Origin of the sequence: Stenotrophomonas sp. SORGH_AS_0282 (assembly GCF_030818125.1) — a bacterium.
Lineage (GTDB): Bacteria > Pseudomonadota > Gammaproteobacteria > Xanthomonadales > Xanthomonadaceae > Stenotrophomonas > Stenotrophomonas rhizophila_A.
In genome coordinates this window covers 1,682,878-1,705,120 of sequence record NZ_JAUTAB010000001.1, presented here as the reverse complement: position 1 = coordinate 1,705,120, position 22,243 = coordinate 1,682,878, and the positions used below count along the sequence as shown (strand labels likewise).

General features: G+C 65.0%; 22 protein-coding genes and 1 tRNA gene. 7 read left to right on the top strand and 16 right to left on the bottom strand.

The annotated features are described in order from the left end of the window. Nucleotides 1–8: 8 nt before the first annotated feature. From QE395_RS07485 to QE395_RS07455, 7 genes are all read right to left on the bottom strand, one after another. Entirely contained in the window at nt 9–1,262 is a 1,254-nt protein-coding gene (locus tag QE395_RS07485; protein ID WP_093535994.1) for a TrbI/VirB10 family protein, read from the bottom strand. Further along, entirely contained in the window at nt 1,259–2,035 is a 777-nt protein-coding gene (locus QE395_RS07480) for a TrbG/VirB9 family P-type conjugative transfer protein (protein WP_093535996.1), read from the bottom strand. The genes QE395_RS07485 and QE395_RS07480 overlap by 4 nt, the downstream gene beginning before the upstream one ends. Beyond that, the gene (locus tag QE395_RS07475) at nt 2,032–3,162 is read right to left on the bottom strand and encodes a VirB8/TrbF family protein (protein ID WP_306988283.1); all 1,131 of its coding nucleotides are present in this window, start codon (nt 3,160–3,162) and stop codon (nt 2,032–2,034) included. The genes QE395_RS07480 and QE395_RS07475 overlap by 4 nt, the downstream gene beginning before the upstream one ends. A gap of 41 nt (nt 3,163–3,203) precedes the next feature. After that, on the bottom strand, nt 3,204–3,662 hold the full coding sequence (locus tag QE395_RS07470) for a hypothetical protein (protein ID WP_068852741.1): 459 nt from the start codon (nt 3,660–3,662) through the stop codon (nt 3,204–3,206). A gap of 406 nt (nt 3,663–4,068) precedes the next feature. Then, nucleotides 4,069–5,742: a type IV secretory system conjugative DNA transfer family protein gene (locus QE395_RS07465; RefSeq protein WP_306988279.1), complete on the bottom strand. Its 1,674-nt coding sequence runs from the start codon at nt 5,740–5,742 to the stop codon at nt 4,069–4,071. A gap of 30 nt (nt 5,743–5,772) precedes the next feature. Continuing rightward, a complete protein-coding gene (locus tag QE395_RS07460; protein ID WP_068852746.1) occupies nt 5,773–6,033 on the bottom strand; it encodes a hypothetical protein in 261 nt (86 codons plus the stop codon). Between the two features lie 156 nt (nt 6,034–6,189). Continuing rightward, a complete protein-coding gene (locus QE395_RS07455; RefSeq protein WP_306988277.1) occupies nt 6,190–6,666 on the bottom strand; it encodes a D-Ala-D-Ala carboxypeptidase family metallohydrolase in 477 nt (158 codons plus the stop codon). A gap of 152 nt (nt 6,667–6,818) precedes the next feature. Here QE395_RS07455 and QE395_RS07450 point away from each other — a divergent pair, with 152 nt between their 5' ends. Then, nucleotides 6,819–8,039 (top strand): MFS transporter, encoded by a 1,221-nt coding sequence (locus QE395_RS07450; protein WP_306988275.1) that lies wholly within the window; start codon nt 6,819–6,821, stop codon nt 8,037–8,039. 135 nt (nt 8,040–8,174) lie between these two features. Further along, nucleotides 8,175–10,901, top strand: coding sequence for a UvrD-helicase domain-containing protein (locus tag QE395_RS07445; RefSeq protein WP_306988273.1), 2,727 nt, complete (start codon nt 8,175–8,177; stop codon nt 10,899–10,901). A 29-nt stretch (nt 10,902–10,930) separates the two neighbouring features. Here the strand turns inward: QE395_RS07445 and QE395_RS07440 are convergent, their stop codons facing one another. Beyond that, nucleotides 10,931–11,839 carry an NAD(P)/FAD-dependent oxidoreductase gene (locus tag QE395_RS07440; RefSeq protein ID WP_306988271.1) on the bottom strand — a complete coding sequence of 303 codons (909 nt, stop codon included), beginning with the start codon at nt 11,837–11,839 and terminating at the stop codon, nt 10,931–10,933. Between the two features lie 201 nt (nt 11,840–12,040). Here QE395_RS07440 and QE395_RS07435 point away from each other — a divergent pair, with 201 nt between their 5' ends. Together QE395_RS07435 and QE395_RS07430 are read left to right on the top strand one after the other, a co-directional pair. Beyond that, a complete protein-coding gene (locus tag QE395_RS07435; protein ID WP_184126979.1) occupies nt 12,041–12,211 on the top strand; it encodes a CsbD family protein in 171 nt (56 codons plus the stop codon). Nucleotides 12,212–12,459: 248 nt separating this feature from the next. Next, nucleotides 12,460–12,762, top strand: coding sequence for a hypothetical protein (locus tag QE395_RS07430; RefSeq protein ID WP_306988268.1), 303 nt, complete (start codon nt 12,460–12,462; stop codon nt 12,760–12,762). Between the two features lie 60 nt (nt 12,763–12,822). Here the strand turns inward: QE395_RS07430 and QE395_RS07425 are convergent, their stop codons facing one another. The 4 genes from QE395_RS07425 to QE395_RS07410 form a co-directional block, all read right to left on the bottom strand. Next, the gene (locus tag QE395_RS07425; protein WP_306988266.1) at nt 12,823–13,065 is read right to left on the bottom strand and encodes a hypothetical protein; all 243 of its coding nucleotides are present in this window, start codon (nt 13,063–13,065) and stop codon (nt 12,823–12,825) included. Further along, the gene (locus tag QE395_RS07420) at nt 13,062–13,625 is read right to left on the bottom strand and encodes a hypothetical protein (protein ID WP_306988263.1); all 564 of its coding nucleotides are present in this window, start codon (nt 13,623–13,625) and stop codon (nt 13,062–13,064) included. The genes QE395_RS07425 and QE395_RS07420 overlap by 4 nt, the downstream gene beginning before the upstream one ends. An 82-nt stretch (nt 13,626–13,707) precedes the next feature. After that, nucleotides 13,708–13,797, bottom strand: a tRNA-Ser gene (locus QE395_RS07415). A gap of 79 nt (nt 13,798–13,876) precedes the next feature. Continuing rightward, the gene (locus QE395_RS07410; protein WP_068854691.1) at nt 13,877–14,869 is read right to left on the bottom strand and encodes a LysR family transcriptional regulator; all 993 of its coding nucleotides are present in this window, start codon (nt 14,867–14,869) and stop codon (nt 13,877–13,879) included. Between the two features lie 124 nt (nt 14,870–14,993). On the opposite strand from QE395_RS07410, the gene QE395_RS07405 reads away from it, so the two are divergent. Continuing rightward, nucleotides 14,994–15,581 carry an NAD(P)H-dependent oxidoreductase gene (locus tag QE395_RS07405; RefSeq protein WP_184126984.1) on the top strand — a complete coding sequence of 196 codons (588 nt, stop codon included), beginning with the start codon at nt 14,994–14,996 and terminating at the stop codon, nt 15,579–15,581. Nucleotides 15,582–15,719: 138 nt separating this feature from the next. Here QE395_RS07405 and QE395_RS07400 read toward each other — a convergent pair whose 3' ends face one another. Next, a complete protein-coding gene (locus tag QE395_RS07400; protein WP_306988258.1) occupies nt 15,720–16,544 on the bottom strand; it encodes a hypothetical protein in 825 nt (274 codons plus the stop codon). A gap of 222 nt (nt 16,545–16,766) precedes the next feature. Next, nucleotides 16,767–18,047 carry a serine--tRNA ligase gene (gene serS / locus QE395_RS07395; protein ID WP_095362707.1) on the bottom strand — a complete coding sequence of 427 codons (1,281 nt, stop codon included), beginning with the start codon at nt 18,045–18,047 and terminating at the stop codon, nt 16,767–16,769. Nucleotides 18,048–18,162: 115 nt separating this feature from the next. Here serS and QE395_RS07390 point away from each other — a divergent pair, with 115 nt between their 5' ends. Next, nucleotides 18,163–18,795 carry an energy transducer TonB gene (locus tag QE395_RS07390; protein WP_095362875.1) on the top strand — a complete coding sequence of 211 codons (633 nt, stop codon included), beginning with the start codon at nt 18,163–18,165 and terminating at the stop codon, nt 18,793–18,795. Between the two features lie 224 nt (nt 18,796–19,019). Then, a complete protein-coding gene (locus QE395_RS07385) occupies nt 19,020–19,598 on the top strand; it encodes an energy transducer TonB (RefSeq protein ID WP_306988255.1) in 579 nt (192 codons plus the stop codon). A gap of 74 nt (nt 19,599–19,672) precedes the next feature. Here the strand turns inward: QE395_RS07385 and aroA are convergent, their stop codons facing one another. Together aroA and pheA are read right to left on the bottom strand one after the other, a co-directional pair. Continuing rightward, the gene (gene aroA, locus QE395_RS07380) at nt 19,673–20,980 is read right to left on the bottom strand and encodes a 3-phosphoshikimate 1-carboxyvinyltransferase (protein WP_306988253.1); all 1,308 of its coding nucleotides are present in this window, start codon (nt 20,978–20,980) and stop codon (nt 19,673–19,675) included. A gap of 91 nt (nt 20,981–21,071) precedes the next feature. Then, the gene (gene pheA / locus QE395_RS07375; RefSeq protein ID WP_068852783.1) at nt 21,072–22,232 is read right to left on the bottom strand and encodes a prephenate dehydratase; all 1,161 of its coding nucleotides are present in this window, start codon (nt 22,230–22,232) and stop codon (nt 21,072–21,074) included. Between the last annotated feature and the right edge of the window lie 11 nt (nt 22,233–22,243).

The window sequence follows — 22,243 nt, the reverse complement described above, 5'->3', positions numbered from 1 at the left end:
CCAGGCGATCAGCGGCGGCGCGGCAGCACGTCGCTGAAATCGACGTCCTTGGCCACGTAGACACTCATCACGGTGCCTTGGTTGATGGTGACGGTGGGCGGGCGACGCTCGCTCATCGCTTCGTTGGCCAGGCGCTCCATGCTGCGCGCGGTGGCGCTCTCATAGGGCGACTGCACGGCAAAACCGCTGCTGCTGATGGTGGTGGTCTCCGGGCCGTGTTCGGCCGCGGCATATTTGAAGGCGTCCGCGATCAGGCTGATCATCAGCGCCGAGGCGATACGGCTGCCCCAGTGCGCGCTGTAGTCGCCCGGGTGGCCCGCGCCACCAAGCTGGTCGATACCCGGGCTGGACATGGCCACGTCGATACCGTTCGGCGTGGTGATGCGGTCCCAGATCACTTCGACGCGCTTGCCCTTCGGGCCGCCGCCATACGCACCGTAGATCTTCGAACCCTTCGGCAGCAGCAGGCTGCGGCCGTTGATCGAATACACCGGTTCGGTCAGCAGGCACGAAGTGAAGCCGGAGACGTCGGTGATGATGCGGGTTTCCAGCACGCAGCGCAGGTAGGTGCCGCGCACCAGCAGCGCATCCGGGCTGCGGATGAAGGCCGCGCTGGAGACGTCTTCGACATCGGGACCGCGGCGGACCTTGGTCGGGGCCGGCTGCTGCGCACCCGGCAGCTGCGCCATCATCGCGCGGGTGTACTCGTCATCCGGACGGCCACCGAAGCCACCCTGCCCTTCGGCCCCAGCCGCCCCATTGCTGCCACCCACGCCGTTGCCCGACGCCATGCGGCGGTCCAGCAGCGACGGCTGACGCGGTTCGTTGGACATGCCCATGTCACTGGGAATGGCCGGCGGCGTGCGGTACGGGTTGTCCTGTTCCGGCGGCGGCAGCGGCGGCAGCATTTCAATGGGCTGCGTATCGGCCACCGGAGCCTGCGGCAGCACCGGCTGCGCAGTCGGCAGTTCCGGGGTGGACACGCGGGCCTGTTCGTTGACCTTGGCCGGACCGTCCTGGTCGTCGCTGCTCTTGCGCAGCAGCAGGAAGCCCATGGCGATGATCAGCACCAGGATGCCGCCCAGGAACGCCAGCGCCTTGCGGTTCAGGCGTTGTTCCTCGGCCGAGCGCAGCTGCGGCGCGGCGGCATCGAGGTTGGGATTGTTGTCGGCCACGTTCTGGCCGTAGTACGGGTTGCTCGGCGCGTCGCCGTCGTCGCGGCCGTGGTTCGGCTCGTTGCCGGGAGTGTTGTGCTGGCTCATTTCTTCACGTTCCTTCGCAGACCAACGACGTTGTCACCGTGACGGATGACCAGGTAGGGATAGGTGCCATGCACGATGAGCGAATTGCCCTCCACCGTCGTGTTGACCACGAAATCCTCACCGTACTCGCTCTCACGGCCGAACACCGCCGGGAAAATGCCCGTCTTGTACTCCGGCGACGCCGGCAGTTTCAGGTAGGTGAAACGGCCATCGTCGTAGGCGTTGACCGGAATCAGCCAGCCCATCTTCTTGGCGCGGCGGGTGGAGTACGAATAGTCGAAGTTGTACTGGCGATCCTTGGCCAGTTCCGAGCTGAGCAGCGGCTTCACCTCTTCATCCACCGCCTGCTGGGCGGTACCGAACTCGGTATCGCTGGGGTAGCTGAAGGCGATCTTGTACTGCACGCCGGCACGACGCGCCTGTTCCAGCTGGCGCCAATCGGTGGCCACCACCTTCAGTTCGAAGATGTAGGAATGGGTCTCGGTGCGCACCATCATGTTGGTGTCCACGTCGACGTTCTTCGGCTTGAGGTAGAACACGTTCTCGCGACGGGTCAGCTCCCAGCCACTGCTGAAGCCGGTGCTGTAATCCAGGATCTTCTCGTTCGGGCTCAATTCGATCTGGGTGGTGAGACCCAGGCCGGTGCGCACCGGATAGATGCGGTCCTGTTCGTATTCGTAGTGGTCGACCACCTGGGCCTTCGCAGGCGCGGAGACCAGGGACATCATCGGCACCAAGGCCAATGCGGCCCACCAAAGTTTGCTACTACTCATCGGTTGCTTGCTCCCTCAGCAGTTCCGGTGGAAATGTTCTGTGCCGGCACGGTGGCCGGTTGCCGCGGCGCGACTTGTCCTGGTATCGCCTGGCCCGGCACTGCCTGCCCGGGGTATTGCTGCTGCATCGGCTGCGCGGGCACCTGGCCCGGCACCGTCATCTGGCCCGGCACCTGCTGCCCCGGCACCACCATCTGGCCGGGGACGGCCTGGGCCGGCACCGCAACCGGCTGGCCGGTGGCCGGATCGATCATGGTGGCGGTGGCCGGGTTGTTCGGGTCGTACACCGGCGCTGCCGCGGCGGCAGCCGCTGCCGCCTGCGCCGCCTGCGCCGCTTGCGCTGCGGCCGCCTGGTTGGCCTGCCTGGCCATGTCGGCGTCGTCGGGCACCGGCACGCCACGGGCGTAGTCGTTGTCGACGCGGTATTCGGTCACCTGGAACGCCAGCGGATTGAGGATCCGGTCCTGTTCGCTCAACGCCAGGTCGGTGCGGTAATCAAAACGCATCGTGACCAGCTTGTTGTCCAGGAACTGGGAGACCCCGGTGGTCTTGTCGAGCAGGCTGCGCTGGATGCGCACCGAGGCGCCGCGGAAGCTGCCGTTGCCTTCGGCGGCCAGCGGCGTGATGCTCAGGATCTTGACCCGGATTGCCTTGTTGGTGCCGTACACGAACACCGGGTTCTGCGGATTGTTGTTCGCATAGCGCTGGCGCTGGGTGGCGGCGACCGGCTCGGACGACATCGTGAACACCAGGTCCCAATCGCGCAGGCCCATCACCGCCGAGTCGAACGACTCGCGCGCCAGCACGTACTGGGCCACGTTGCTGCGGTTGATGGCTTCGTTGGCGGTGATCGATCCGTCACCGAAATTACCCGCCAACCGGGCCACGGTTGCGTTGCCGGTGTAGGCGTCGGCCATCACCAGGAACGGCACCTTCTCCTTCAGCGGCAGCATGTAGTAGTAGCCGCCGGCCAACGCCAGCGACATCACCAGTGAACCGGTCGCCACCCACCAGGCGCGGCGCTCGCTGCGGCGCGCCATGTCGGCAACGGTCAACTCGTAGCTCACCGCCTTGGCGACCGCCTGGTCGACCTTGGGGGTGTTGCCTGTTTCCTTCTTTCGGAACATGGGGTCATCCGTACTGCTGGAACATCAAGGGGCCGCGGAACTCAGCTTCCGCTGGACGCGTCGACACTGCCGGCGGCAGCGGTCGGCGATGCGGCGGAGGCGGACTGCACGACGATCTGGTTGCCGACGATGGACACCGACACGCCCTGCCCTGCATAGGCGGCAGTGAGATCGATCATCGCCTGCTGCGGATTGGTGGTGCCGATCGTGGAGACCGCGCCATACAGCGTGTAATCGGAGCTGATGCGGTAATCCAGCGTCATCCCCGAATCCTTGGCCCAGCGTTCAAGCATGGTCTTCAAGGTGCCATCCATGGGCGAGGCCTGGTACACGTAGCTGGTGTACAGCGGAATTTCCATGGTGGTGCTGGCGAAGCGGTTCACCGGCTTCCAGCGACCGCCAAAATCCGGCGCGTCGGGAGTCGCACAACCGGCGAGCAGCAGCACGGCAACGGCGGTGGCAACGCTGATGGATCCCTTTGACAGAAACGCTTGCTTCATACGAACTTCCCTATGACGTACGGAATAGCGGCTTTTAACCGGGAAAAAACGGCAACACGTCGGCGTGTCATGGCCTGCGGTCAGGCCCGACAACGCAACGTTGGATGCGAGCAACACCTTTCACCGGTGCAACCGGGCCCCCGCCCCGTCTGGTGTGTAAACGCCCCGAACGCCTGTCCGGCCCCTGCGCCTGCACACCCAACCCGAGAAAAGCCATCCATGTTCCTCTTGACTGCTTCAGTGCATGTCTTCCAGCACTGGTCTCAACAACAAATTCATGACGTACAGAACGTCCATCACAAATACGATGCCACACATTCGCGTCAAATCAACGTCAAAAGCGACAATTTTTTAACGTTCATCCCGCGTTTCTTTGACACACGTCACATGCCTTCACATATGACGGTTACAGATCCAACGTCGGCACCGACGTCTTGGGCAACAGACGCGATGTGAAGTAGCGGTCCTGGTAATACTTGATCTTGTCGCACTTGACCGGATGCGGAATGCCCTCGTAGAGGAACACTTCGTGATCGTTACCCATCGCCTTCAGCTCCTGCGGCAGCATCAGCGCGCGCCGCTCTTCGGTGAAGCTGTGTGTCTTCTCACGGGCATGGGTGACGTTCTTCCTGCGCACGGTGGTGTAGCCGAGCATTTCCGAATAGTCGTTGGCATCCTGCTGCTCACGCGGTGCGTAGAGGATCTGCAGGGCGTGGTTGGTGATGATGGTGCGCGAGACGTCCCTGCCGTAAGTGGCATCCAGCTGGGCCATGCTCTGGATGATGGGCAGCAGGCGCACGTTGTAACCGGCCATGTAGGACACCGCCGAGGCGATGATGTCCACCTTGCCGATCGCGGTGAATTCGTCCATCAACAGCAGGCACTGATACTTCAGGTCCGGGTTGGACTTGGGCAGTTCCTTGGTATTGAGGTTGATGATCTGGCTGAAGAACAGGTTGATGATCAGCCGGCTTTCGGCCAGCTTGTTGGGCTGGATGCCGATGTAGATGGTCATCTTCTTCCTGCGCAGGTCGGTCAGCAGGAAGTCGTTGGCGCTGGTGGCCTTGTCCAGCACCGGGTTGATCCAGGCGTTCAAGGGCTCCTTGAACGTGCCCATGATCGACGCGAAGGTTTCATCGGCCTGCGACAGCAGGTTGGCGAATGCCGAACGCGCATTGCCGCTCAGGAACTTCTGTTCGGACAGGGCCTTGAGGTACTTCTTCAGGTCGCTGCCATCGCCGGTGGACAGGCGGAACACCGCGCCCAGCGTCGGGGTGCCCTGCCCGCCGGGGAAGCCCTGGCGACGCTCGTCGTCCCAGTTCTCGAACAGGTACAGGGTGAAGGCCATGAACGCATTGCGCGCCTGGCTGATCCAGAACTTCTGCTCGTCCGAACCATCCGGGTACAGCATCGCGGCGATGCTCATCAGTTCCGAGACGCGGAAGGCCTGGTCGTCGGAGACGTAGCTGAGCGGGTTCCAGCGATGGGTGCGGCGGTCTTCGGCAAACGGATTGAACAGGAACACCTCATGGCCCTGGCTGGCACGCCAGCCACTGGTGAGGTCGAAGTTTTCCTGCTTGATGTCCAGCACCACCACCGACTCACCGTACTCGAGCAGGTTGGGAATGACCACGCCCACGCCCTTGCCGGAGCGGGTGGGTGCGGCCAGGATCACGAACTGCTGTCCGCTCAGGCGCACCAGCTTGCCGCCGAAGCTGCCCACCACGATGCCGTTGTCGGTCTTCTTGAACAGACCGTGCCTGGCCAGGTCGGCGGCGTCCGCGAAGCGGGCATCGCCGTGCAGGGATTTCTTCTTCGGCTTCAGCACGAAGAACAGCGCAACCAGGCAGGCCACGATCGGCAGGCCGAAACCCAGCACGCCCGCCGCTTTGATCTTGGTCAGGTACGGCGCAACCGCCGGCTGGTCCATCGCCTGGACGTACTGGTAATAGGTATTCCACTTGAACAGCCCGGTATCGAGGCCGAGGAACAGCAGCGTGAGGTAGCCGGCAAGGCAGTAGCCAACAAGTGCGGTCAAGAGGATGACAACAGCGGTGACAACGATCTTCTGCGTGGACAAACCCAATCCTCCATGACGCGCCCGAAGGCGCTACGACTTACGCCGACGCCTGCGTGGCGCCGCGCGTGTACCGGTTGCTTCAACTTCCCCAAGGGCCGTCTTCGCTTCCTCGCGCAACAGCGACCAGTGCAGGTGCGCCTCATCAAGCGACACCACATCGGTCAGCCGCGCGCCGTCGGAAGTGAGGACGGCGAAGCCGAACACATCGGCCGGACTGTAGACCGGCGAATATGTCAAAGCCACCAGCTGAAACCTGCCATCTACCCGCAGTGCGTGAGGGAATTGCACCATCACGCACGCTCCCTCGGGTCGATGCCAATGCGCGCATGCTAATGCACGTTTACGGCGATGCCAATCAGAAATTACTTACAATACAGCTGTGAATACAGGTGTACTCGCAACAATGTTGCGCGTGGCGGGACAATGTAACGAGATCGCGTTCAACACTCATCGCACGCCGTGAAGATAGCGTGTACGTCCCGCACGTCGCACCGCGGTCAGTTGTTGTCGCCGGGGTTGCGGTGCATGGGACACATGCACCCACTCACCGAATTCTTCGATGAGCTGGTCGAACGGAAGTTGCAGCGCGACGATGCGTCGGGCCAGCGCCATGGAGCTCATCCCCTCCACCCGGATGTCTGCGGCCTGGCCATTGCGGTGCTGGCTGCCAGCCACCCCGCCTACGGCGCGATTGACCGCGGCCGAGCGGAAGCCGGAGGTGATGTACACCGGTTTACCAATTGAATCGCGCAACGGCTGCAGCACGTGTACAGCCAGAGCCTGTAGTGCGGCGCGCTCTGCACGGTTGGGCACGTTGGGCAGCCCGGTCGCGGTCCGGGTGAACTCTTCGAGATGGAAGTTCGGCGTCAGCAGCATCGGCTTGCACGCACGGAATGGGATGGTCCAAGCGTGAAGCGTGCGCATCTCGCCCGCGTGAAGGTTGCGTGAAGAGAAGGCGAAACCGATCCCCGGTTCCAGCGGTCACGCCACAGCATTCCAGCACCGGATACCTTGATTCCAGCCATATGTTGCGCCGCAGCAGTACAATGGGCCGCTTCATTCTCCGCTTGCTGCCCATGAGCCCCACTCCCCTCCCCCTGGCCGCGCGCCTCACCGCGCGTCAGCGCACGCTGATCATCCTGGCGCTGTCGCTGGGCGGCTTTGCCATCGGCACCAGCGAATTCGCCAGCATGGGCCTGATGCTGGAGATCAGCCGCGGGCTGTCCATCAGCGAGACCCAGGTAGGCCACCTGATCAGTGCCTATGCCATCGGCGTGGTGGTGGGTGCACCGGTGCTGGCCTTCGCCGGCGCGGGATATGCACGCCGCACGTTGCTGCTCGGCCTGATGGGCTTCTATGCCGTGGGCAACCTCGCCAGCGCGCTGGCCCCGGATTACCTGACGATGTTGATCGCCCGCTTCATCGCCGGCCTGCCGCATGGCGCCTACTTCGGCGTGGCCATGCTGGTGGCCGCCGCGATCAGTCCGCCGGCGCAGCGTGGCGCCGCCGTCTCGAAGGTGCTGCTTGGCCTGTCGGTGGCGATCCTGGTCGGCAATCCGCTCACCACCTGGCTGGGCCAGCAGCTGAGCTGGCGCACCGCGTTCGCGCTGGTCAGCGTGCTGGCGATTGCCACGGTGCTGATGATTGCCCGCTTCCTGCTGCCGGACCCGGATGAAGTGCGGACCTCGCCGATGCGCGAACTGCGCGCGTTCAACCGGCCACAGGTGTGGCTGGCGCTGGCGATCGGTTCGGTGGGCTTTGCCGGCATGTTCTGCGTGTTCACCTACCTGGCGCCGACGCTGGTGCAGGTGACCGGCCTGGCCGAGTCGTGGATGCCGGTGGCGGTGGGCATCTTCGGCATCGGCGCGATCATCGGCAATGTCGCCGGTGGCTGGCTGGTGGACCGCTTCCAGTTCCGGGCGGCCGCGATCGTGCTGCTGTGGTCGATCGTGGTGCTGCTGGCCTATCCACTGGCCGCAAAATCTGTGTGGACGATCTTCCCGATGATCATCGCGGTGGGCACGATGGGCGCCCTCGCCGCCGTGCTGCAGACCCGCTTGATGGACGTGGCCGGCGAAGCGCAGACCCTGGCCGCGGCGTCCAACCATGCCGCGTTCAATACCGCCAATGCGCTGGGCCCGTGGTTCGGTGGCATGGCCATCGGCGCCGGCTTCAGCCCCGCCGTGACCGGCTATGTCGGCGCGGCCACCGCGCTGGGCGGCCTGCTGTTGTGGGTCGTGGCAGTACTGGTGCAGCGCCAGTCGCGCACCGGTGCCGTGGTGGCCTGCGAGCGCTGATCCGCGAACGTGGCGCCGCGCTGAAGAAGCCCCGCTCCGGCGGGGCTTTTTTGTTGGGATTTTCCTATCATGGCGGCCCACCCCGTCCCGATGCCGGCCCGTTCCGGTACGTGGCCCGCTTCCCTGGATGTACCGATGACCCACGACTGGTCCCCTTCCCCGTGGGGCCGACGCCTCTCGCGTTCGCCGGACTGGCGGCTGCGCCGGGTCGATGACCGTTTCGAGCTCACCGTCGACGCGCAGGTGTATTCCCTGCCGATCAGCGCGACCCAGGCGTGGCACCTGCAGCGCGGTGCGGTATGGACCACGCTGTGCATGGCGACCGAAGAGGGTGAGCTTCGCCTGGGCGGGCTCGCCAATGCGCAGGCGCACGAACTGGAAGTGCTGTGGAGCGCCAGTGCGCAGATCCATCGACAGGACCACGCGGTGGGCGAGGCCAATGCAGCGTTGGCGCAGATCCGTGAGTGGCTGCAACAGGTCGACGCGGTGATGGCGGGTGCCGATGCCGCGGACCGCTGGCTGACCCAGGAACACCAGCATGCGCTGCTGCACGCGCGCCCGGTGCTGGTGCTGGACGACGATGCGCTGTGGGCGGTGTTCGACGACCCTGCGCTGCGCCCGCAGCTTGATGGGACCGCTGCGGTGATCGAGGATGACCTGCTGCGCTGGTCGGGCGACTGGACGGCGGTGTGGGCGTCACGCAATGAAGCGCACCTGCAACGCGAGCGGACCGATGCGGCGGCACTGCTGAGCCATGTGGAGCGGCTGCCCCTCAGCGACGAGCAGGCACGGGCGGTGCTGTGCTTCGACAGCCGGATGCTGGTAGTGGCCGCCGCCGGCTCGGGCAAGACCTCGACGATGGTGGCCAAGGCCGCCTACGCCGTCGAGCGCGGCCTGATGGCACCGGACCAGATCGTGATGCTGGCCTTCAACCGCGAAGCGGCCGGCGAACTGCAGCAGCGCACCAGCGCCGCCTTCGAGCGGCTGGGCCTGCCGGCCGGCGACGTCACCGCCTGTACCTTCCACGCGCTCGGTCGGCAGATCATCGGCAAGGTCACCGGGCGCATGCCGGAGGTGCCGGCCTGGGCGGTGGACGCCGCCCAAGGCTTCGAACAGCTGGCCGACATCATCGACCGCCTCAAGGACCGGTCGCTGCACTTCCGCACCCAGTGGGACATGTTCCGGCTGGTGTTCGCGCGCGACCTGCCGCCGCAGGGCCAGGCCGCGCCGGCCGACGGCTGGGACGCCGAGGGTCACCGCTATGTGCGCACGCTTCGTGGCGAACGCGTGGGCAACATCGAAGAATGCGTGATTGCCGACTGGCTGTTCTACAACGGCGTTGAATACACCTACGAACCGCACCCGGTGCTGGATACCACCACCGATACCTGGCAACCGGGGCGCGCGGACTTCTTCTATCCGGGCACCACGCTGTACCACACGCATCGCACGGGTGACGGCGCCGGTCCGCACCCGCGCGGCCGCGATGCGCTACAGCTGCAGACCAGCAGCGGACAGCTGCGCAGCGGCGCGCTGTTCGAGGCACTCGAAACGGCGTTGAGCGCGCACCGCATCGGGCTCGACCCCAACCCGGACCGCGAGCTGCCTGCGGAAGGTGCCAGGCCGATGCCGGACAGCGACCTCATCGGCCTGCTGCGTACCTTCATCAGCCACGCCAAGAGCAACGGCCTTGCCGTGGCCGACCTGGCCGGGCGCCTGCGCCAGCTGCCCGAGGACCGCTTCAAGCACCGCTATCGGCTGTTCCTCGAGCTGGCCACCCCGATCCTGCACGCGTGGGACGATGCGCTGGCCGCCGAGAATGCCATCGACTTCGAGGACATGCTCAACCAGGCCGCCGAACACCTTGAACAGGGCCGCTACGCATCGCCCTATCTGCTGGTGATGGCCGATGAGTTCCAGGATGCCTCCCGTGCCCGTGCGCGGCTGTGCCGGGCACTGGTGGAGGCGCCAGGGCGGCACCTGTTCGCGGTGGGCGACGACTGGCAGTCGATCAACCGCTTCGCCGGCGCGGATGTGAGCTGCATGACCCACTTCGAAGCGACCTTCGGTCCGTCGCAGATCCTGCAGCTCACCCGCACCTTCCGCTGCCCGCAGGCATTGTGCGACGCCTCCAGCCGCTTCGTTTCAAGGAACCCCGGGCAGATCGCCAAGCAGGTGCGCTCGCTCGCACCGGCACAGGGCCCGGTCCTGCAGGCCTTCCAGGTGGCCGCGCGCGACCGTCTGCAGGATGCGATCTACCAGTACCTGCAGCGACTGCAGCAGCAGCTTCAGAGCGGGGCCATGGCGCCCGGCCGCGATGGCCGGTTGTCGGTGTTCATCGTAGGGCGGTACAACGCCGAGCGCGCGTTCCTTCCCTCGCATTGGGCGGCGCGCTTCGGCGCGCAGCTGCAGCTGAGCTTCATCACCGCGCACCGCGCGAAGGGCGCCGAGGCCGATATCGTGATCCTGCCGGCCATGCTCGACCGCAGCTTCCCCAGTGCCCGCGCCGATGATCCGGTGCTCGCGCTGGCAATGCCGCATGCCGATGCGTATCCGCTCAGCGAGGAGCGCCGCCTGTTCTATGTCGCATTGACCCGTGCGCGACGCGCGGTGGTCATGTTTACCGTGCAGGGCAAACGCTCGCCGTTCCTCGACGAGCTGGTCCACGATGGCGCCGTGGAGATCACGGCCGCCAACGGCGAGCCGATCCGCGAGCAGGCCTGCCCGGCGTGCGATGGCGGGGTGATCGTGCAGCGCACCGGGCCCTACGGCGAGTTCGCCTCATGCTCCGGCTACCCGCGCTGCCAGTACAAACCGCGACAGACGGCGGCGGCAACGGCAACGGCAACGGCATCACGGTAGCGCCACGCCCTGCGTGGCTGACGCATCAATCAATCAAGCAATCCCAACAGCGAACGGTGCACCGCAACCCCGACCAACGCACCCTCGCCCACCGCCAACGCGATGCTGCCGGCCATCCGCCCCGCATCGCCACAGGCAAACACGCCCGGCACCGTGGTCTGCTTGGCCGAATCGGCCGTGATGCAGCCGGCATCCATCAGCTCGCAGCCAAGCTGTTCGGCCAGGTCGCAGGACAACGTCGACGTCGGCAGCAGGAACAGCGCATCGAGCACCACACGGCGGTCGTCGGCCAGCACCACGGTGGCCGTGTCTTCGACACGTTGGACGCGGGTGGATTCGATCACCACGCCGCATGCATCGAGCCGCTCGCGCTTTTCCGGATCGATGCTGCCCGGGTCCGGGCAGAACAGGGTGATCTTTCCCCAGTCGCACAGCAGCAGCGCCTGCCCGACCCCACCATCCTTGGCGCAGCCGAGCACGCCGATGTTGCCTTCGTACAACTCATAGCCATGGCAGTAGGGGCAATGGTAGACACTGCGTCCCCAGCGCTCGGCCAGGCCATCGACGGGCGGTAATGTATCGGTTACGCCATAGGCGAGCACCAGCCGTTCGGCGGCGAACGTGCGGCCGTCGTCGCAGTCCACCTCGAACGAAACGCCTTCCTCCACGACGCGGGCGCTCGCGGCCTTGCCCTCCACCCAGGTCACGGTGGGATAGGTAAGCAGTTCAGTGCGCGCCTGCGCGGCGATTTCCGCCGGATGCATGCCTTCCCGGCCGATGAAGCCGTGCGCTTCGAGGGAATTGCGGTTGCGCGGCAGGCCACTGTCGATCACCAGCACGCTGCGCCGGGCCCGGACCAGCTGCAGGGCGGCCGACATGCCCGCGTAGCTGCCGCCGATGATGATGACGTCGAAATGGTCTTGCGCTGTACGGCTCATGCGCGGGTGGTACCTGTGTAGATGGATTTCGGCAGCATACGGTTGCCGCGTGAAGTACCGCTCACGTGCTTGCGGCACGCAGCGTCAAATGAACAGTTGCCTAGTGTTCGCGCCGCGTGAGGCCGGGATTCACTGCTTCGCTACCGGGTTCCAAGCAGGATCGATTCACCCACAACGGGTTCAACCACGAGGTAATTGAACATGGACAAGAATCGTACTGAAGGCGCGAAGAACCAGGTCAAGGGCACCGTGAAGGAAGTAGCTGGCAAGGTGACCGGCGACAAGTCGCAGGAACTGGAAGGCAAGGTCCAGAAGGAAGTCGGCAAGGTGCAGAGCGACGTGGGTAAGGCTCGCGACGACGCGCGTCATTGATGGCGCTGCCACGCATTGCGTGGCATTGCGTCACCCCCATGAAAGACGCCCCTTCTTGGGGCGTTTTCTTTTTGCGGTTTTCTGCTTCGACATCCGGCGCTCTCCGCCAGATACGCAAAACGCCTGCCGGTGCTGGTCATACACCGTCAACGCGACAGGGGCATGCTGAATGTTCGTGCGGGAGAATAACTATGCGGATATCGGGCAGTTTTCTTGCAGCAAGTGCTGTCACGCTGAAGGTAGGCGTCTTGTTCTGGGTCCTGGTGGCCTGGCGGACTCCGGGGCGCGAGCCTTGGGACGCGCCCGCGTTCTGGACCGTCGTCTATCCCATCGCACTGGGGATCGCCGCGGCTCTAGGCGCGTGCTTTCCCCGGCATGCGTGGCTGTGGGGCCTGCTGTTCATGGCGCTGCAGGTGCCAGTGGCGGCCATGGCGTCGGGCTTTGGCCCGATGTTGCTGGCCGGACTGGTATACGCAGCGGTGCTGGCGGTGCCCGCGATGGCTATCGCGGCAGCGGTGGGGGCGCTGCGTCGCCGCCTGCATGAGGCTTGAGGCACAGATCGCCAAGGCCGCCGCCGCGCAACATCCAAGCACATTCATGTAGTTCAGCTCCTAAAGCGAAGGGTTTGGTAGGAAGTGAACGACAGTCCTTGCTATAGCAGCAATGGGGAGCGCGATGCTTAGGGCCCGGGTCAAACGGTTGCCCGCATGGGCTTGGAATGGAATCCAGATGACTAAAGCGATAGTGATCAGCGAGAAGATCACCACTGCTTTGCCGCTTGCCATCATCGCCAGAGACAAGGCGATAAACGCAAACAACTCAAGAACAAGTTCGATGTAAGTACGTCTATTCATCTTTTTCCGTCTTGCTTGGGCTGGGAGTCGTCCATGACCGCGATGGAAGCTTGCAGCCGACAAATGCTATCACGACGCATTCGCAATTGAGGCGGATCCAAACAGGCCACTGTCAGACTGCCTTGAGTGGAAAGCTTGGCTTCCACATGCGCGACAAGCTCAAGACTTCGATATGGCGAGACTGCGAGCACATTTTGAGCGTGGATGGATTCCACAGCGCCCGGGCTCTCGATCTGCTGCTGCAAGTTGACCGTGGCGTCTGGGGAGCCGCTCCAGTTCAACGTGAGCTCCTGTAACTTCCCGGCGTTCGTCAGTCGAGCGAGGACCACGTCACCAACCGTCTTGCTGGGCTTGACCACGCGTTGATCCTTCAACTGTGCGAAGAGTCGAGCACAGCCGATGAAAGGACGACCGCACGCACGTGGCTTGGGCCAGATACTTGGTCCGGAGGTACGCTTGATAAGCCGGCAGTCGAGCACGACGCGAAGTTCGACGGGGACTCGCTGGACGAAGGACCAGCGGCCGATGGCGGGCCGGCTCAGACGACGAGCGATGCGCATGCGAGTGATTCCTCTGCATGCTTCCTGCCTTCCAATCGACTCAAACTAAGATTTCAATCCAGATCACTTTTTCAGGATCTAGTGGCGGAGAGAGTGGGATTCGAACCCACGGAAGGAATGACCCTTCGCCGGTTTTCAAGACCGGTGCCTTAAACCGCTCGGCCATCTCTCCGGATGTCGCGCGCCGGCCGGGGCCGGGCGCGTATTCTCGCATGGTCGGCCGGGTTTACCCAAGGCCGACCCCGACAGCATCAGCCGGCGTCCACCGCCAGGGCGCCCAGGGCGCTGGCGCGGATCTTTTCCTTGGCCCGTTCGCACGCCCCACCGCAGTCCAGGCGCGACGCTTCCAGCTGCGGCGGCAGGTGCTCGGCCAGGAAGTCGATGAACACCCGCACCGCCGGCAGCAGGCCGCGGCGGGAGGCGAATACGGCGTGGCAGATGCCCTGCGGCAGCGACCATTCCGGCAGCACCACTTCCAGCTCGCCGCTGCGCACGGCGTCGGCACAGACGGTCTCGGGCAGCATGGTGATGCCGAAGCCGTCCTTGACCATGCTCTGCAGCAGCGGGAAGTCGAACCCGGCCACGCGCGGCTGCAGGTCAACGCGGCGCACCGCGCCCTCCGGGCCGTGCAGCTCCCAGCGCTGTCTGGCTTCGTCTTCGCTGATGCTCAGGGTGACGTGGTTGGCCAGTTCATCGGGATCTTTCGGGCGGCCGGCACGATCAAGGTATTTCGGGCTGGCCACCAGCAGTTCCTGCACCTGGCCGAAGCTTCGCATCACCAGGCTGCCATCATCGTCCAGCCGCGAGCGCACGCGCAGAGCGACGTCGTAGCCTTCATTGATGATGTCCACGCGGCGGTTGCTGATGTTCAGCTGTAGGCGCACTTTCGGGTACTGGGCCAGGAACTTCGGCAGCAGCTTGGGCAGCTGCATCTGCGCCAATGAGACCGGCACGCTGGCGCGCACCAAGCCACGTGGCTCGGCACTGAGCCGGTCCACCACTTCGCGTGCGGCCTGAGCTTCGGCCAGCATGGTCTGCGCGTGGCGATGCACGCTGGTGCCGACGTCGGTCACCGCGAAGCGGCGCGTGGAGCGCTGCAGCAGGCGCACGCCCAGGTCGGTTTCCAGCTGGCTGATGCGGCGGCTCAGACGGGATTTGGGGATGCCCAGGGCGCGTTCGGCCGCGGCGAAGCCACCGTGGTCCACCACCATGGCAAAGTAGTACAGGTCGTTGAGGTCGTGCATACCGAAGTTCCAGATATAGAACAATACGTGGTATTCAACCACCTTTATCCCAGCGACGCAACAACCTAACCTGCTTTCCGTCGGCGGCGCCTTGACCGCCCTTCCCCGGATACAGGTGATTGCCATGAAGCTTCTTCACATTGATGCCAGCGTGCTGGGCGACAACTCGGTTTCCCGCCAGCTGTCCGCGGCCGTGGTCGCACGGTTCAATGAGACCGTTGAGAACCTCGATGTAACCTACCGCGATCTCGATCGTAATCCCATTCCCCATTTGAGTAGTGGTTCGCTGGCCCAAGTGGATGCGGCCGAAGCCACCGATGCCGAAGCGGTGATGCAGCAGTTCCTTGCCGCAGACGTGATTGTCATCGGCGCGCCGATGTACAACTTCAGCATTCCGTCGACCCTGAAGGCCTGGATCGACCGCGTGGCGGTGGCTGGGCGCACCTTCAAGTACACCGAGAATGGCCCGGTCGGCCTGGCCGGTGGCAAGCGCGTGATCATCGCCAGCTCGCGTGGCGGCATCTATACCGATTCGCCGGCTGACTTCCAGGAGCCGTTCCTGCGCCAGGTGTTCGCCTTCATGGGCATCACCAATGTCGAATTCGTGCGTGCCGAAGGCATAGCGTATTCGCCGACCCACCGCGAAGAAGCCATTGCCGCAGCGCTGGCCAGCCTGCCGGCCGCCGAGTTCGAAGAACTGGCCGAAGCCTGAGTGTTCCAGGGCAGGCGTTGAGTCCTCGTCGGACGCCCTGCCCGGGCCGGAGTTCCCCCTCCCCCATCCGGCCCACACTGCGGCCCCGCTTCTGCGGGGCCGTTTTCTTTACCTGCCAACACCCTGTGGCACCCCGCTTCAGGTGAGCGGGGGCAGCACATCCAGACGTCCCAGCATGAACGGCTCTACACCATGCGGGTTGGGTCGTGGGACAAGGGTTGCATGCAAGGCGGGCATTGCGTAAACGTCGCTGTACCCGTCTTCGTAATGGCCCGAGTAGGCGGCTGGATCGATGGTCACGCGGACGGGATGATCCTCCAGACCTTCAAGGGTATATCCCCGAACAGTAATGGTGGAGATGTACCCTTCCCGCGTTCCAAGGACGGTAAAATACAGCGCTGCACGGTGGAAGCTCCTGATTTGCGGAATAGGGCCGATGGTTGCAACCAACCCGCTTGGAAATTCTGCTGGGTCGAGCGGTTTGCCAGGCTCCAGGCCTTCAAATCTGATCGGTGGTATTTCAAGCAACGGCGTGATCTGGAACTCGAGGCCCGGACCTTCGGCTCGCGTTCCATCCGGCCATTCCGCCTCGTAGCCCAGATAGACGGTTCTCCCGATGAGAGGCATCAACCACGCGTTCGGTAACTTGATGTACTCGACCGGATTCGGGCCCACGTGAAGCACGCGCGTTTCGTACGTTGTGGATCCGTCATCAGGAACCAGTCGCACGATGAACGTCGTGCCGACTGGAACCCGATGCGCTTCAATGGTCGCCAGGACGGTCGCATCGTTGGCGACCACTTCGCCCGGCACGATAAAACCCCAGGGGTGCACGCTTTGCACCGTCTCTGGCCCGACCATGAAGTTGATTTCCACGGCCAGCTGTATCTGTTCAAGCGACGCGTTGGCGCGGCTCGAAGACCCTGAAGATTCGAACGCTCTCTTGATTCGTTGCGACGACATGGCTGCGCTCCACCCGTGTTGCAGATCGGCGCGCAGGTGCAAGCTGCGACGTAGCCGATAGCAACAGTTGGTCGCGTGATGTCTTCCCCGACGCTGCACTGATTACGCGCCGACGGGTTAGGCCGCCGTGAAACCAGGGGCAGCTACGCAGGGCGAGCCTCTACGCCCGGGGGATTTCCGGCTGCACGCACAAAAAACCCGCCTTTCGGCGGGCTTCTGCTGTTACGCGATCTTTTCCAGGCCGCCCATGTAGGGCTTGAGCGCATCCGGTACGGTGATGCTGCCGTCGGCGTTCTGGTAGTTCTCCATCACCGCGATCATCGCGCGGCCCACGGCCACGCCCGAGCCGTTGAGGGTGTGCACCAGTTCCGGCTTGCCGGTTTCCGGGTTGCGCCAGCGCGCCTGCATGCGGCGCGCCTGGAAGTCGCCGCAGTTGGAGCACGAGGAAATCTCGCGGTAGGTGTCCTGCGAGGGCAGCCACACTTCCAGGTCGTAGGTCTTGATTGCCGAGAAGCCCATGTCGCCGGTGCACAGCAGCACCTTGCGGTAAGGCAGGCCCAGCTTTTCCAGCACCACTTCGGCACAGCGGGTCATGCGCTGGTGCTCGGCTTCGCTCTCGGCCGGGGCGCAGACGGTGACCAGCTCGACCTTCTCGAACTGGTGCTGGCGGATCATGCCGCGCACGTCGCGGCCGCCGCTGCCGGCTTCGGCGCGGAAGCACAGCGAATGGGCGGTCATGCTCAGCGGCAGGCGCTCGGCATCGACGATTTCGTCGCGCACGATATTGGTCAGCGACACTTCCGAGGTCGGAATCAGGTAGCGGGTCGACTCGCCCACGGCGGTCTTGAACAGGTCGTCTTCGAACTTGGGAAGCTGGCTGGTGCCACGCAGCGATTCCGGGTTCACCAGCACCGGGACGTTGGTTTCCTCATACCCGTGCTCGCCGGTGTGCAGGTCGAGCATGAACTGGGCCAGGGCGCGGTGCAGGCGCGCGACCGGGCCGCGCAGCACGGTGAAGCGCGAACCCGACAGCTTGGCGCCGGCTTCACCGTCCAGGCCCTGGTTGCGCGCGCCCAGCTCGACATGGTCGAGCACCGGGAAATCGAAGCTGCGCGGGGTGCCCCAGCGCTTCTGCTCGACATTCTCCGATTCGTCCTTGCCGTACGGGACATCGTCGGCCGGTACGTTGGGGATGCCCATCGCGATGGCTTCAATCTTCTCGCGCAGCTCGTCCAGGGTGACTTCCGAGGCTTTGAGCTCGTCGGCGAAGGCGGCCACTTCGGCCATGATCGCCGAGACGTCCTCGCCCTTGGCCTTGGCCTGGCCGATGGCCTTGGAACGGCTGTTGCGCAGGCTCTGCAGCTCCTGGGTACGGATCTGGATGCGCTTGCGGTCGGCTTCCAGCGACTCCAGCCCGGAGACGTCCAGCTCGAAACCTCGCGAGGCGCGCAGGCGTTCGGCAAGTTCGGCGGGTTGTTGGCGGAGCAGGGCTGGATCGAGCATGGCGTTTGGGCGGTAAGTACGGGTCTGGAGGGGGATTATCGCCTGTAATCGGCTTTTCTGCCGCCCGGTTCATTCCCGGCGTGGCAGAATCGGGGGGTTCACCATGGTATGGCTCATGTCCGCTTCCCGTTCCTCGTCTGGCAAGAACATCACCTTCCAGCTGCCCCGCCGCAGCCTCATGATCGCCGGGATCGCCTTTGGCGTCGGCGTGCTGCTGTTCCTGGCCGTGTGGCTGGGCAACCGCAACAACGACTTCTACAAGGCCGGCCCCGCGCAGACCCCGCAGGAAGTGGCCCAGGTCGAACCCTTGCCCGAACCCCTGCCCGCCGCGGCCGGGTCCAGCGACATGCCTGACGCCAAGCCGCTGCCGGTGGAAGACGAAAAGCCGCAGCTGGTCGAAACCGCTCCGCCGCCGGCACCGGCCGCCCCGGCCGCTGCCGCGCCGGAAACCGCCCCGGTGGCGATGGCCGCCGGCGACCGCCCGCAGCCGATTGCCGACCAGTCGCCGCCACCGACCTACCCGCCTGCCGCCCTGCGTAATGGCGTGGAAGGCAGCGTGGTGGTGCGCGTGGATGTGGACGCGACCGGCTACCCGATGAACGTCACCATCATCCAGCGCAGCGGCTCGCGTGACCTGGATCGCGCTGCCAGCGATGCCGTGCGCCGTTGGCGTTTCCAGCCGGCGCAAAGCAACGGCGTTGCGGTGCCGGGCAGCATCGAAGTCCCATTCGATTTCAAGGCGCAATGATATTGCGCGGGTAGGTGCCCACAGGTGCCACCGGTACGTGCCCACTGGTAGGTGCCCACTGTTAGTGGGCACACGCTTGAAGACCGCGCGAACTCCACGTAAAGGTCCGGCTCATGATGCTGAACCTCAACGGGAATGCACTCGTGGCGTTGACGCATCGGTGACACACCCGCAACCCGGCTCAGGCAAGACTGGCGTCGTCAACTCGACACCAGGAGTCCGCCATGAGTGTTACCCATGCACACGAGATGCCTACGTCGCCGCAGCAGCAGCGCGACATCATTGACGAGCCGGGCCGCCGCCGCACCTCCCCGCTGCTTTGGATCGCGCTGATCGTCGCGATGTTCGCCGCCGCGCTGGTGTGGCTGCGCTATGCCAACCCCGATGAAGGTGCCAGCGCCCCGGTCGGGGAACGCATGCTACCTGCTACCGAGACGCCGGTGGCGGTGACGCCCGCCCCCGCCAACCGTGAAGCGACGCCTGCCACCACGCAGCGTCGTGCTGCTCCGGTTGTTCGCGATCGCGATGCGCGCCCGCTGAGCAGCAACGCCAAGCCGGTGTATCCGCGGACCGCTCTGCGTAGTGGCGTGGAAGGCAGCGTGATTGCCAGCCTCAACGTGAACCCGCGCGGCCAGGTGACCGACGCCAATATCGTGCATCGCAGTGGCGGCCGCGATCGCGACCTGGATCGTGCGGTGCTGAGCACCGTGCGTGACTGGAAGTTCGAACCGGCGATGCACAACGGCCGCGCCGTGGCCAGCGTGGTGCGCGTGCCGGTGGATTTCCGCACTGAGCAGCGGTAACCCTCATCTGTAAAACGGCGGGGGAGCAGGAGCCGACCATCTGGTCGGCTCCTTTTTTTGCCGCCGACGGTGCCTTACCCGAGGTTGAAGCCGGCGGTGCGGGCGATGCCGTCGAAGTTGGGGAACGAGGTGGCGACGTTGGCGATGTCGTTGATCCGCACTTCGCCATTGCTGAGCTGGCCGGCGATGGCGAAGGCCATGGCGATGCGGTGGTCGCCGTGGCTTTCGATGGTGCCGCTGCCCAGTTCCGTGCCGCCGTGGATCGTGGCGCCGTCTTCGGTCTCATCGACCTGCACGCCCAGGCTGCGCAGGCCGGTGGCCATCGCGGCGAGGCGATCGGATTCCTTGACCCGCAGTTCGGCCGCGCCACGCACGATGGTGTTGCCCTGTGCAGCGGCAGCGGCAACGAACAGGGCCGGGAACTCGTCGATCATGTCCGGCACCAGCGCTTCGGGAATCTCGGCACCGTGAAGCGGTGCATGGCGGACCACCAGGTCTGCTACGGCTTCCCCGCCCTGCTCAGCATGGTTCTCTTCGCGGATATCCGCGCCCATCAGTCGCAGCGCGGCGAGCAGGCCGGTGCGGCGCGGGTTGAGGCCGACCTGGCGCAGGGTGAGTGCCGAACCGGGAATGATGCTGGCCGCCACCAGGAAGAACGCGGCCGAGGAGAAGTCGGCCGGCACGGCGATGTCAGTGGCGCGCAGGCGCTGGCCGCCACGCAGGCGAGCCTTGCCGGGCGAGAAGTCGATCTCCACGCCGAAGGCGCGCAGCATGCGTTCGCTGTAGTCGCGGGTCGGGTGCGGTTCGGTCACGGCGGTGTCGCCCTGCGCGTACAGGCCGGCCAGCAGCACCGCCGATTTGACCTGGGCGCTGGCCACCGGCGAGGCGAAGTCAATGCCGTGCAGCGGCTGGCCGCCATGCACGCGCAGCGGCGGGGTGCCGTCGGCCTCGGTGTCGATCTTCGCGCCCATCTGCGCCAATGGGCCGGTCACCCGACGCATGGGACGGCGCGACAGCGATTCATCGCCCACCATCACTGAATCGAACGGCTGCGCGGCCAGCAGGCCCGCGAGCAGGCGCATGCCGGTGCCAGCGTTGCCGCAGTCCAGCGGCGCGTCCGGCGCCTGCAGGCCATCCACGCCCACGCCGTGGACGATGCGCTGCGACGGCGACGGAGTTTCAATGCGTACACCCATCTGCGAGAAGATCGCGGCGGTGGCGCGGGTGTCCTCGCCTTCCAGGAAACCGTCGATGTGCGAAACGCCATCGGCCAGTGCAGCGAACATCACCGCACGATGCGAAACCGACTTGTCGCCGGGAATGGTCAGGCTGCCTTGCAGGGGCTGGCCCTTGCGGGCGGTCCAGGAAGCGGAAACGGTCATCGGTGAATCCTGTAGAAAGCCGCCCGCGAAGGCAGCGATGGTGCGGAATGACGGTAAGCGGCGCCGCGCGCAGGGCGGCGGCGCCGGGGTATCAGGGCACGGCCACCGGGTAGGAGCCCAGCACCTTGATCTGCGCCGAGTGCGCCTTCAGTTCGGCCAGCGCGGCCTGCATGGCCTCGTCGTCGATGTGGCCGGCCAGGTCGATGAAGAAGCCGTATTCCCACTTGGCGTTGTGCGACGGACGCGATTCGATGCGGTTCATGCTGATGCCGTGCCGCGCGAACGGGCTGAGCACGTCGAACAGCGCACCGGGCTTGTCGTGGATGAACACCAGCACCGAGGTGCGGTCGTGGCCGGAGGTCGGGAAGAACTGGCGGCCCACCACCAGGAAGCGGGTGGTGTTGTCGGCGTCGTTCTGGATCGGCTTGGTCACGACCTTCTTCAGGCCATACACGTGTCCTGCACTTTCGCCACCAATGGCGGCGGCATCATCTGCATTGCGGGCGCGGCGCGCGCCTTCGGCGTTGCTCGACACCGGCACCTTTTCGGCCTTGGGCAGGTTGGCGCGCAGCCACGAGGAGGTCTGCATGAACGACTGCGGGTGGCCGTACACGCGTTCCACATCTTCCAGCCGGCCACTGCGCGACATCAGGTACTGCTGCACGCGCAGTTCGACTTCGCCGCAGATCTTCAGGTTGGAGGTGAGGAACATGTCCAGGGTGATCTGGATGGTGCCCTGCCCCGAGTTTTCCACCGGCACCACGCCGAAATCGGCGTTGCCCGCTTCCACTTCCTGGAACACTTCTTCAATGCTGGCCAACGGCAGGCCCAGCGCCGAACGGCCGAAGTGCTTGAGCACGGCCTGCTGGCTGAAGGTGCCTTCCGGGCCGAGGTAACCGATCTTCAGCGGCTCCTGCTGGGCCAGGCAGGCCGACATGATTTCGCGGAACACATGCACCAGCACTTCATCGCTGAGCGGGCCTTCATTGCGGTCCACCACCATGCGCAGCACCTGGGCTTCGCGTTCGGGGCGGTAATAATCCACGGCTGCAGCAAGCTTGCCCTTGGCCTTGCCGACCTGGTGGGCGAACTGGGCGCGCTCGGCGATCAGCGCCTGGATGCTGCGGTCGATGTGGTCGATCTTGGCGCGCACATCCGACAGCACCGGGGCGGCGACAGCAGGTACGGCGTCGGCCTTGGCTTTGGTGGGCTTGGCGGCGGGTGCCTTGGGCTTGGCGGGTTTGGTGGCCATCAGGGTATCCA

Excerpts from the sequence above, each read along its gene's own strand:
- QE395_RS07390 (WP_095362875.1), top strand. The coding sequence starts at position 18,163 with ATGTCCGCTTCCCGTTCCTCGTCTGGCAAGAACATCACCTTCCAGCTG.
- QE395_RS07435 (WP_184126979.1), top strand. The coding sequence starts at position 12,041 with ATGGACAAGAATCGTACTGAAGGCGCGAAGAACCAGGTCAAGGGCACC.
- QE395_RS07410 (WP_068854691.1), bottom strand. The coding sequence starts at position 14,869 with ATGCACGACCTCAACGACCTGTACTACTTTGCCATGGTGGTGGACCAC.
- serS (WP_095362707.1), bottom strand. The coding sequence starts at position 18,047 with ATGCTCGATCCAGCCCTGCTCCGCCAACAACCCGCCGAACTTGCCGAA.
- QE395_RS07400 (WP_306988258.1), bottom strand. The coding sequence starts at position 16,544 with ATGTCGTCGCAACGAATCAAGAGAGCGTTCGAATCTTCAGGGTCTTCG.
- aroA (WP_306988253.1), bottom strand. The coding sequence starts at position 20,980 with ATGACCGTTTCCGCTTCCTGGACCGCCCGCAAGGGCCAGCCCCTGCAA.
- QE395_RS07485 (WP_093535994.1), bottom strand. The coding sequence starts at position 1,262 with ATGAGCCAGCACAACACTCCCGGCAACGAGCCGAACCACGGCCGCGAC.
- QE395_RS07440 (WP_306988271.1), bottom strand. The coding sequence starts at position 11,839 with ATGAGCCGTACAGCGCAAGACCATTTCGACGTCATCATCATCGGCGGC.
- QE395_RS07405 (WP_184126984.1), top strand. The coding sequence starts at position 14,994 with ATGAAGCTTCTTCACATTGATGCCAGCGTGCTGGGCGACAACTCGGTT.
- QE395_RS07445 (WP_306988273.1), top strand. The coding sequence starts at position 8,175 with ATGACCCACGACTGGTCCCCTTCCCCGTGGGGCCGACGCCTCTCGCGT.
- pheA (WP_068852783.1), bottom strand. The coding sequence starts at position 22,232 with ATGGCCACCAAACCCGCCAAGCCCAAGGCACCCGCCGCCAAGCCCACC.
- QE395_RS07420 (WP_306988263.1), bottom strand. The coding sequence starts at position 13,625 with ATGCGCATCGCTCGTCGTCTGAGCCGGCCCGCCATCGGCCGCTGGTCC.
- QE395_RS07455 (WP_306988277.1), bottom strand. The coding sequence starts at position 6,666 with ATGCGCACGCTTCACGCTTGGACCATCCCATTCCGTGCGTGCAAGCCG.
- QE395_RS07385 (WP_306988255.1), top strand. The coding sequence starts at position 19,020 with ATGAGTGTTACCCATGCACACGAGATGCCTACGTCGCCGCAGCAGCAG.
- QE395_RS07425 (WP_306988266.1), bottom strand. The coding sequence starts at position 13,065 with ATGAATAGACGTACTTACATCGAACTTGTTCTTGAGTTGTTTGCGTTT.
- QE395_RS07460 (WP_068852746.1), bottom strand. The coding sequence starts at position 6,033 with ATGGTGCAATTCCCTCACGCACTGCGGGTAGATGGCAGGTTTCAGCTG.
- QE395_RS07475 (WP_306988283.1), bottom strand. The coding sequence starts at position 3,162 with ATGTTCCGAAAGAAGGAAACAGGCAACACCCCCAAGGTCGACCAGGCG.
- QE395_RS07450 (WP_306988275.1), top strand. The coding sequence starts at position 6,819 with ATGAGCCCCACTCCCCTCCCCCTGGCCGCGCGCCTCACCGCGCGTCAG.
- QE395_RS07480 (WP_093535996.1), bottom strand. The coding sequence starts at position 2,035 with ATGAGTAGTAGCAAACTTTGGTGGGCCGCATTGGCCTTGGTGCCGATG.
- QE395_RS07470 (WP_068852741.1), bottom strand. The coding sequence starts at position 3,662 with ATGAAGCAAGCGTTTCTGTCAAAGGGATCCATCAGCGTTGCCACCGCC.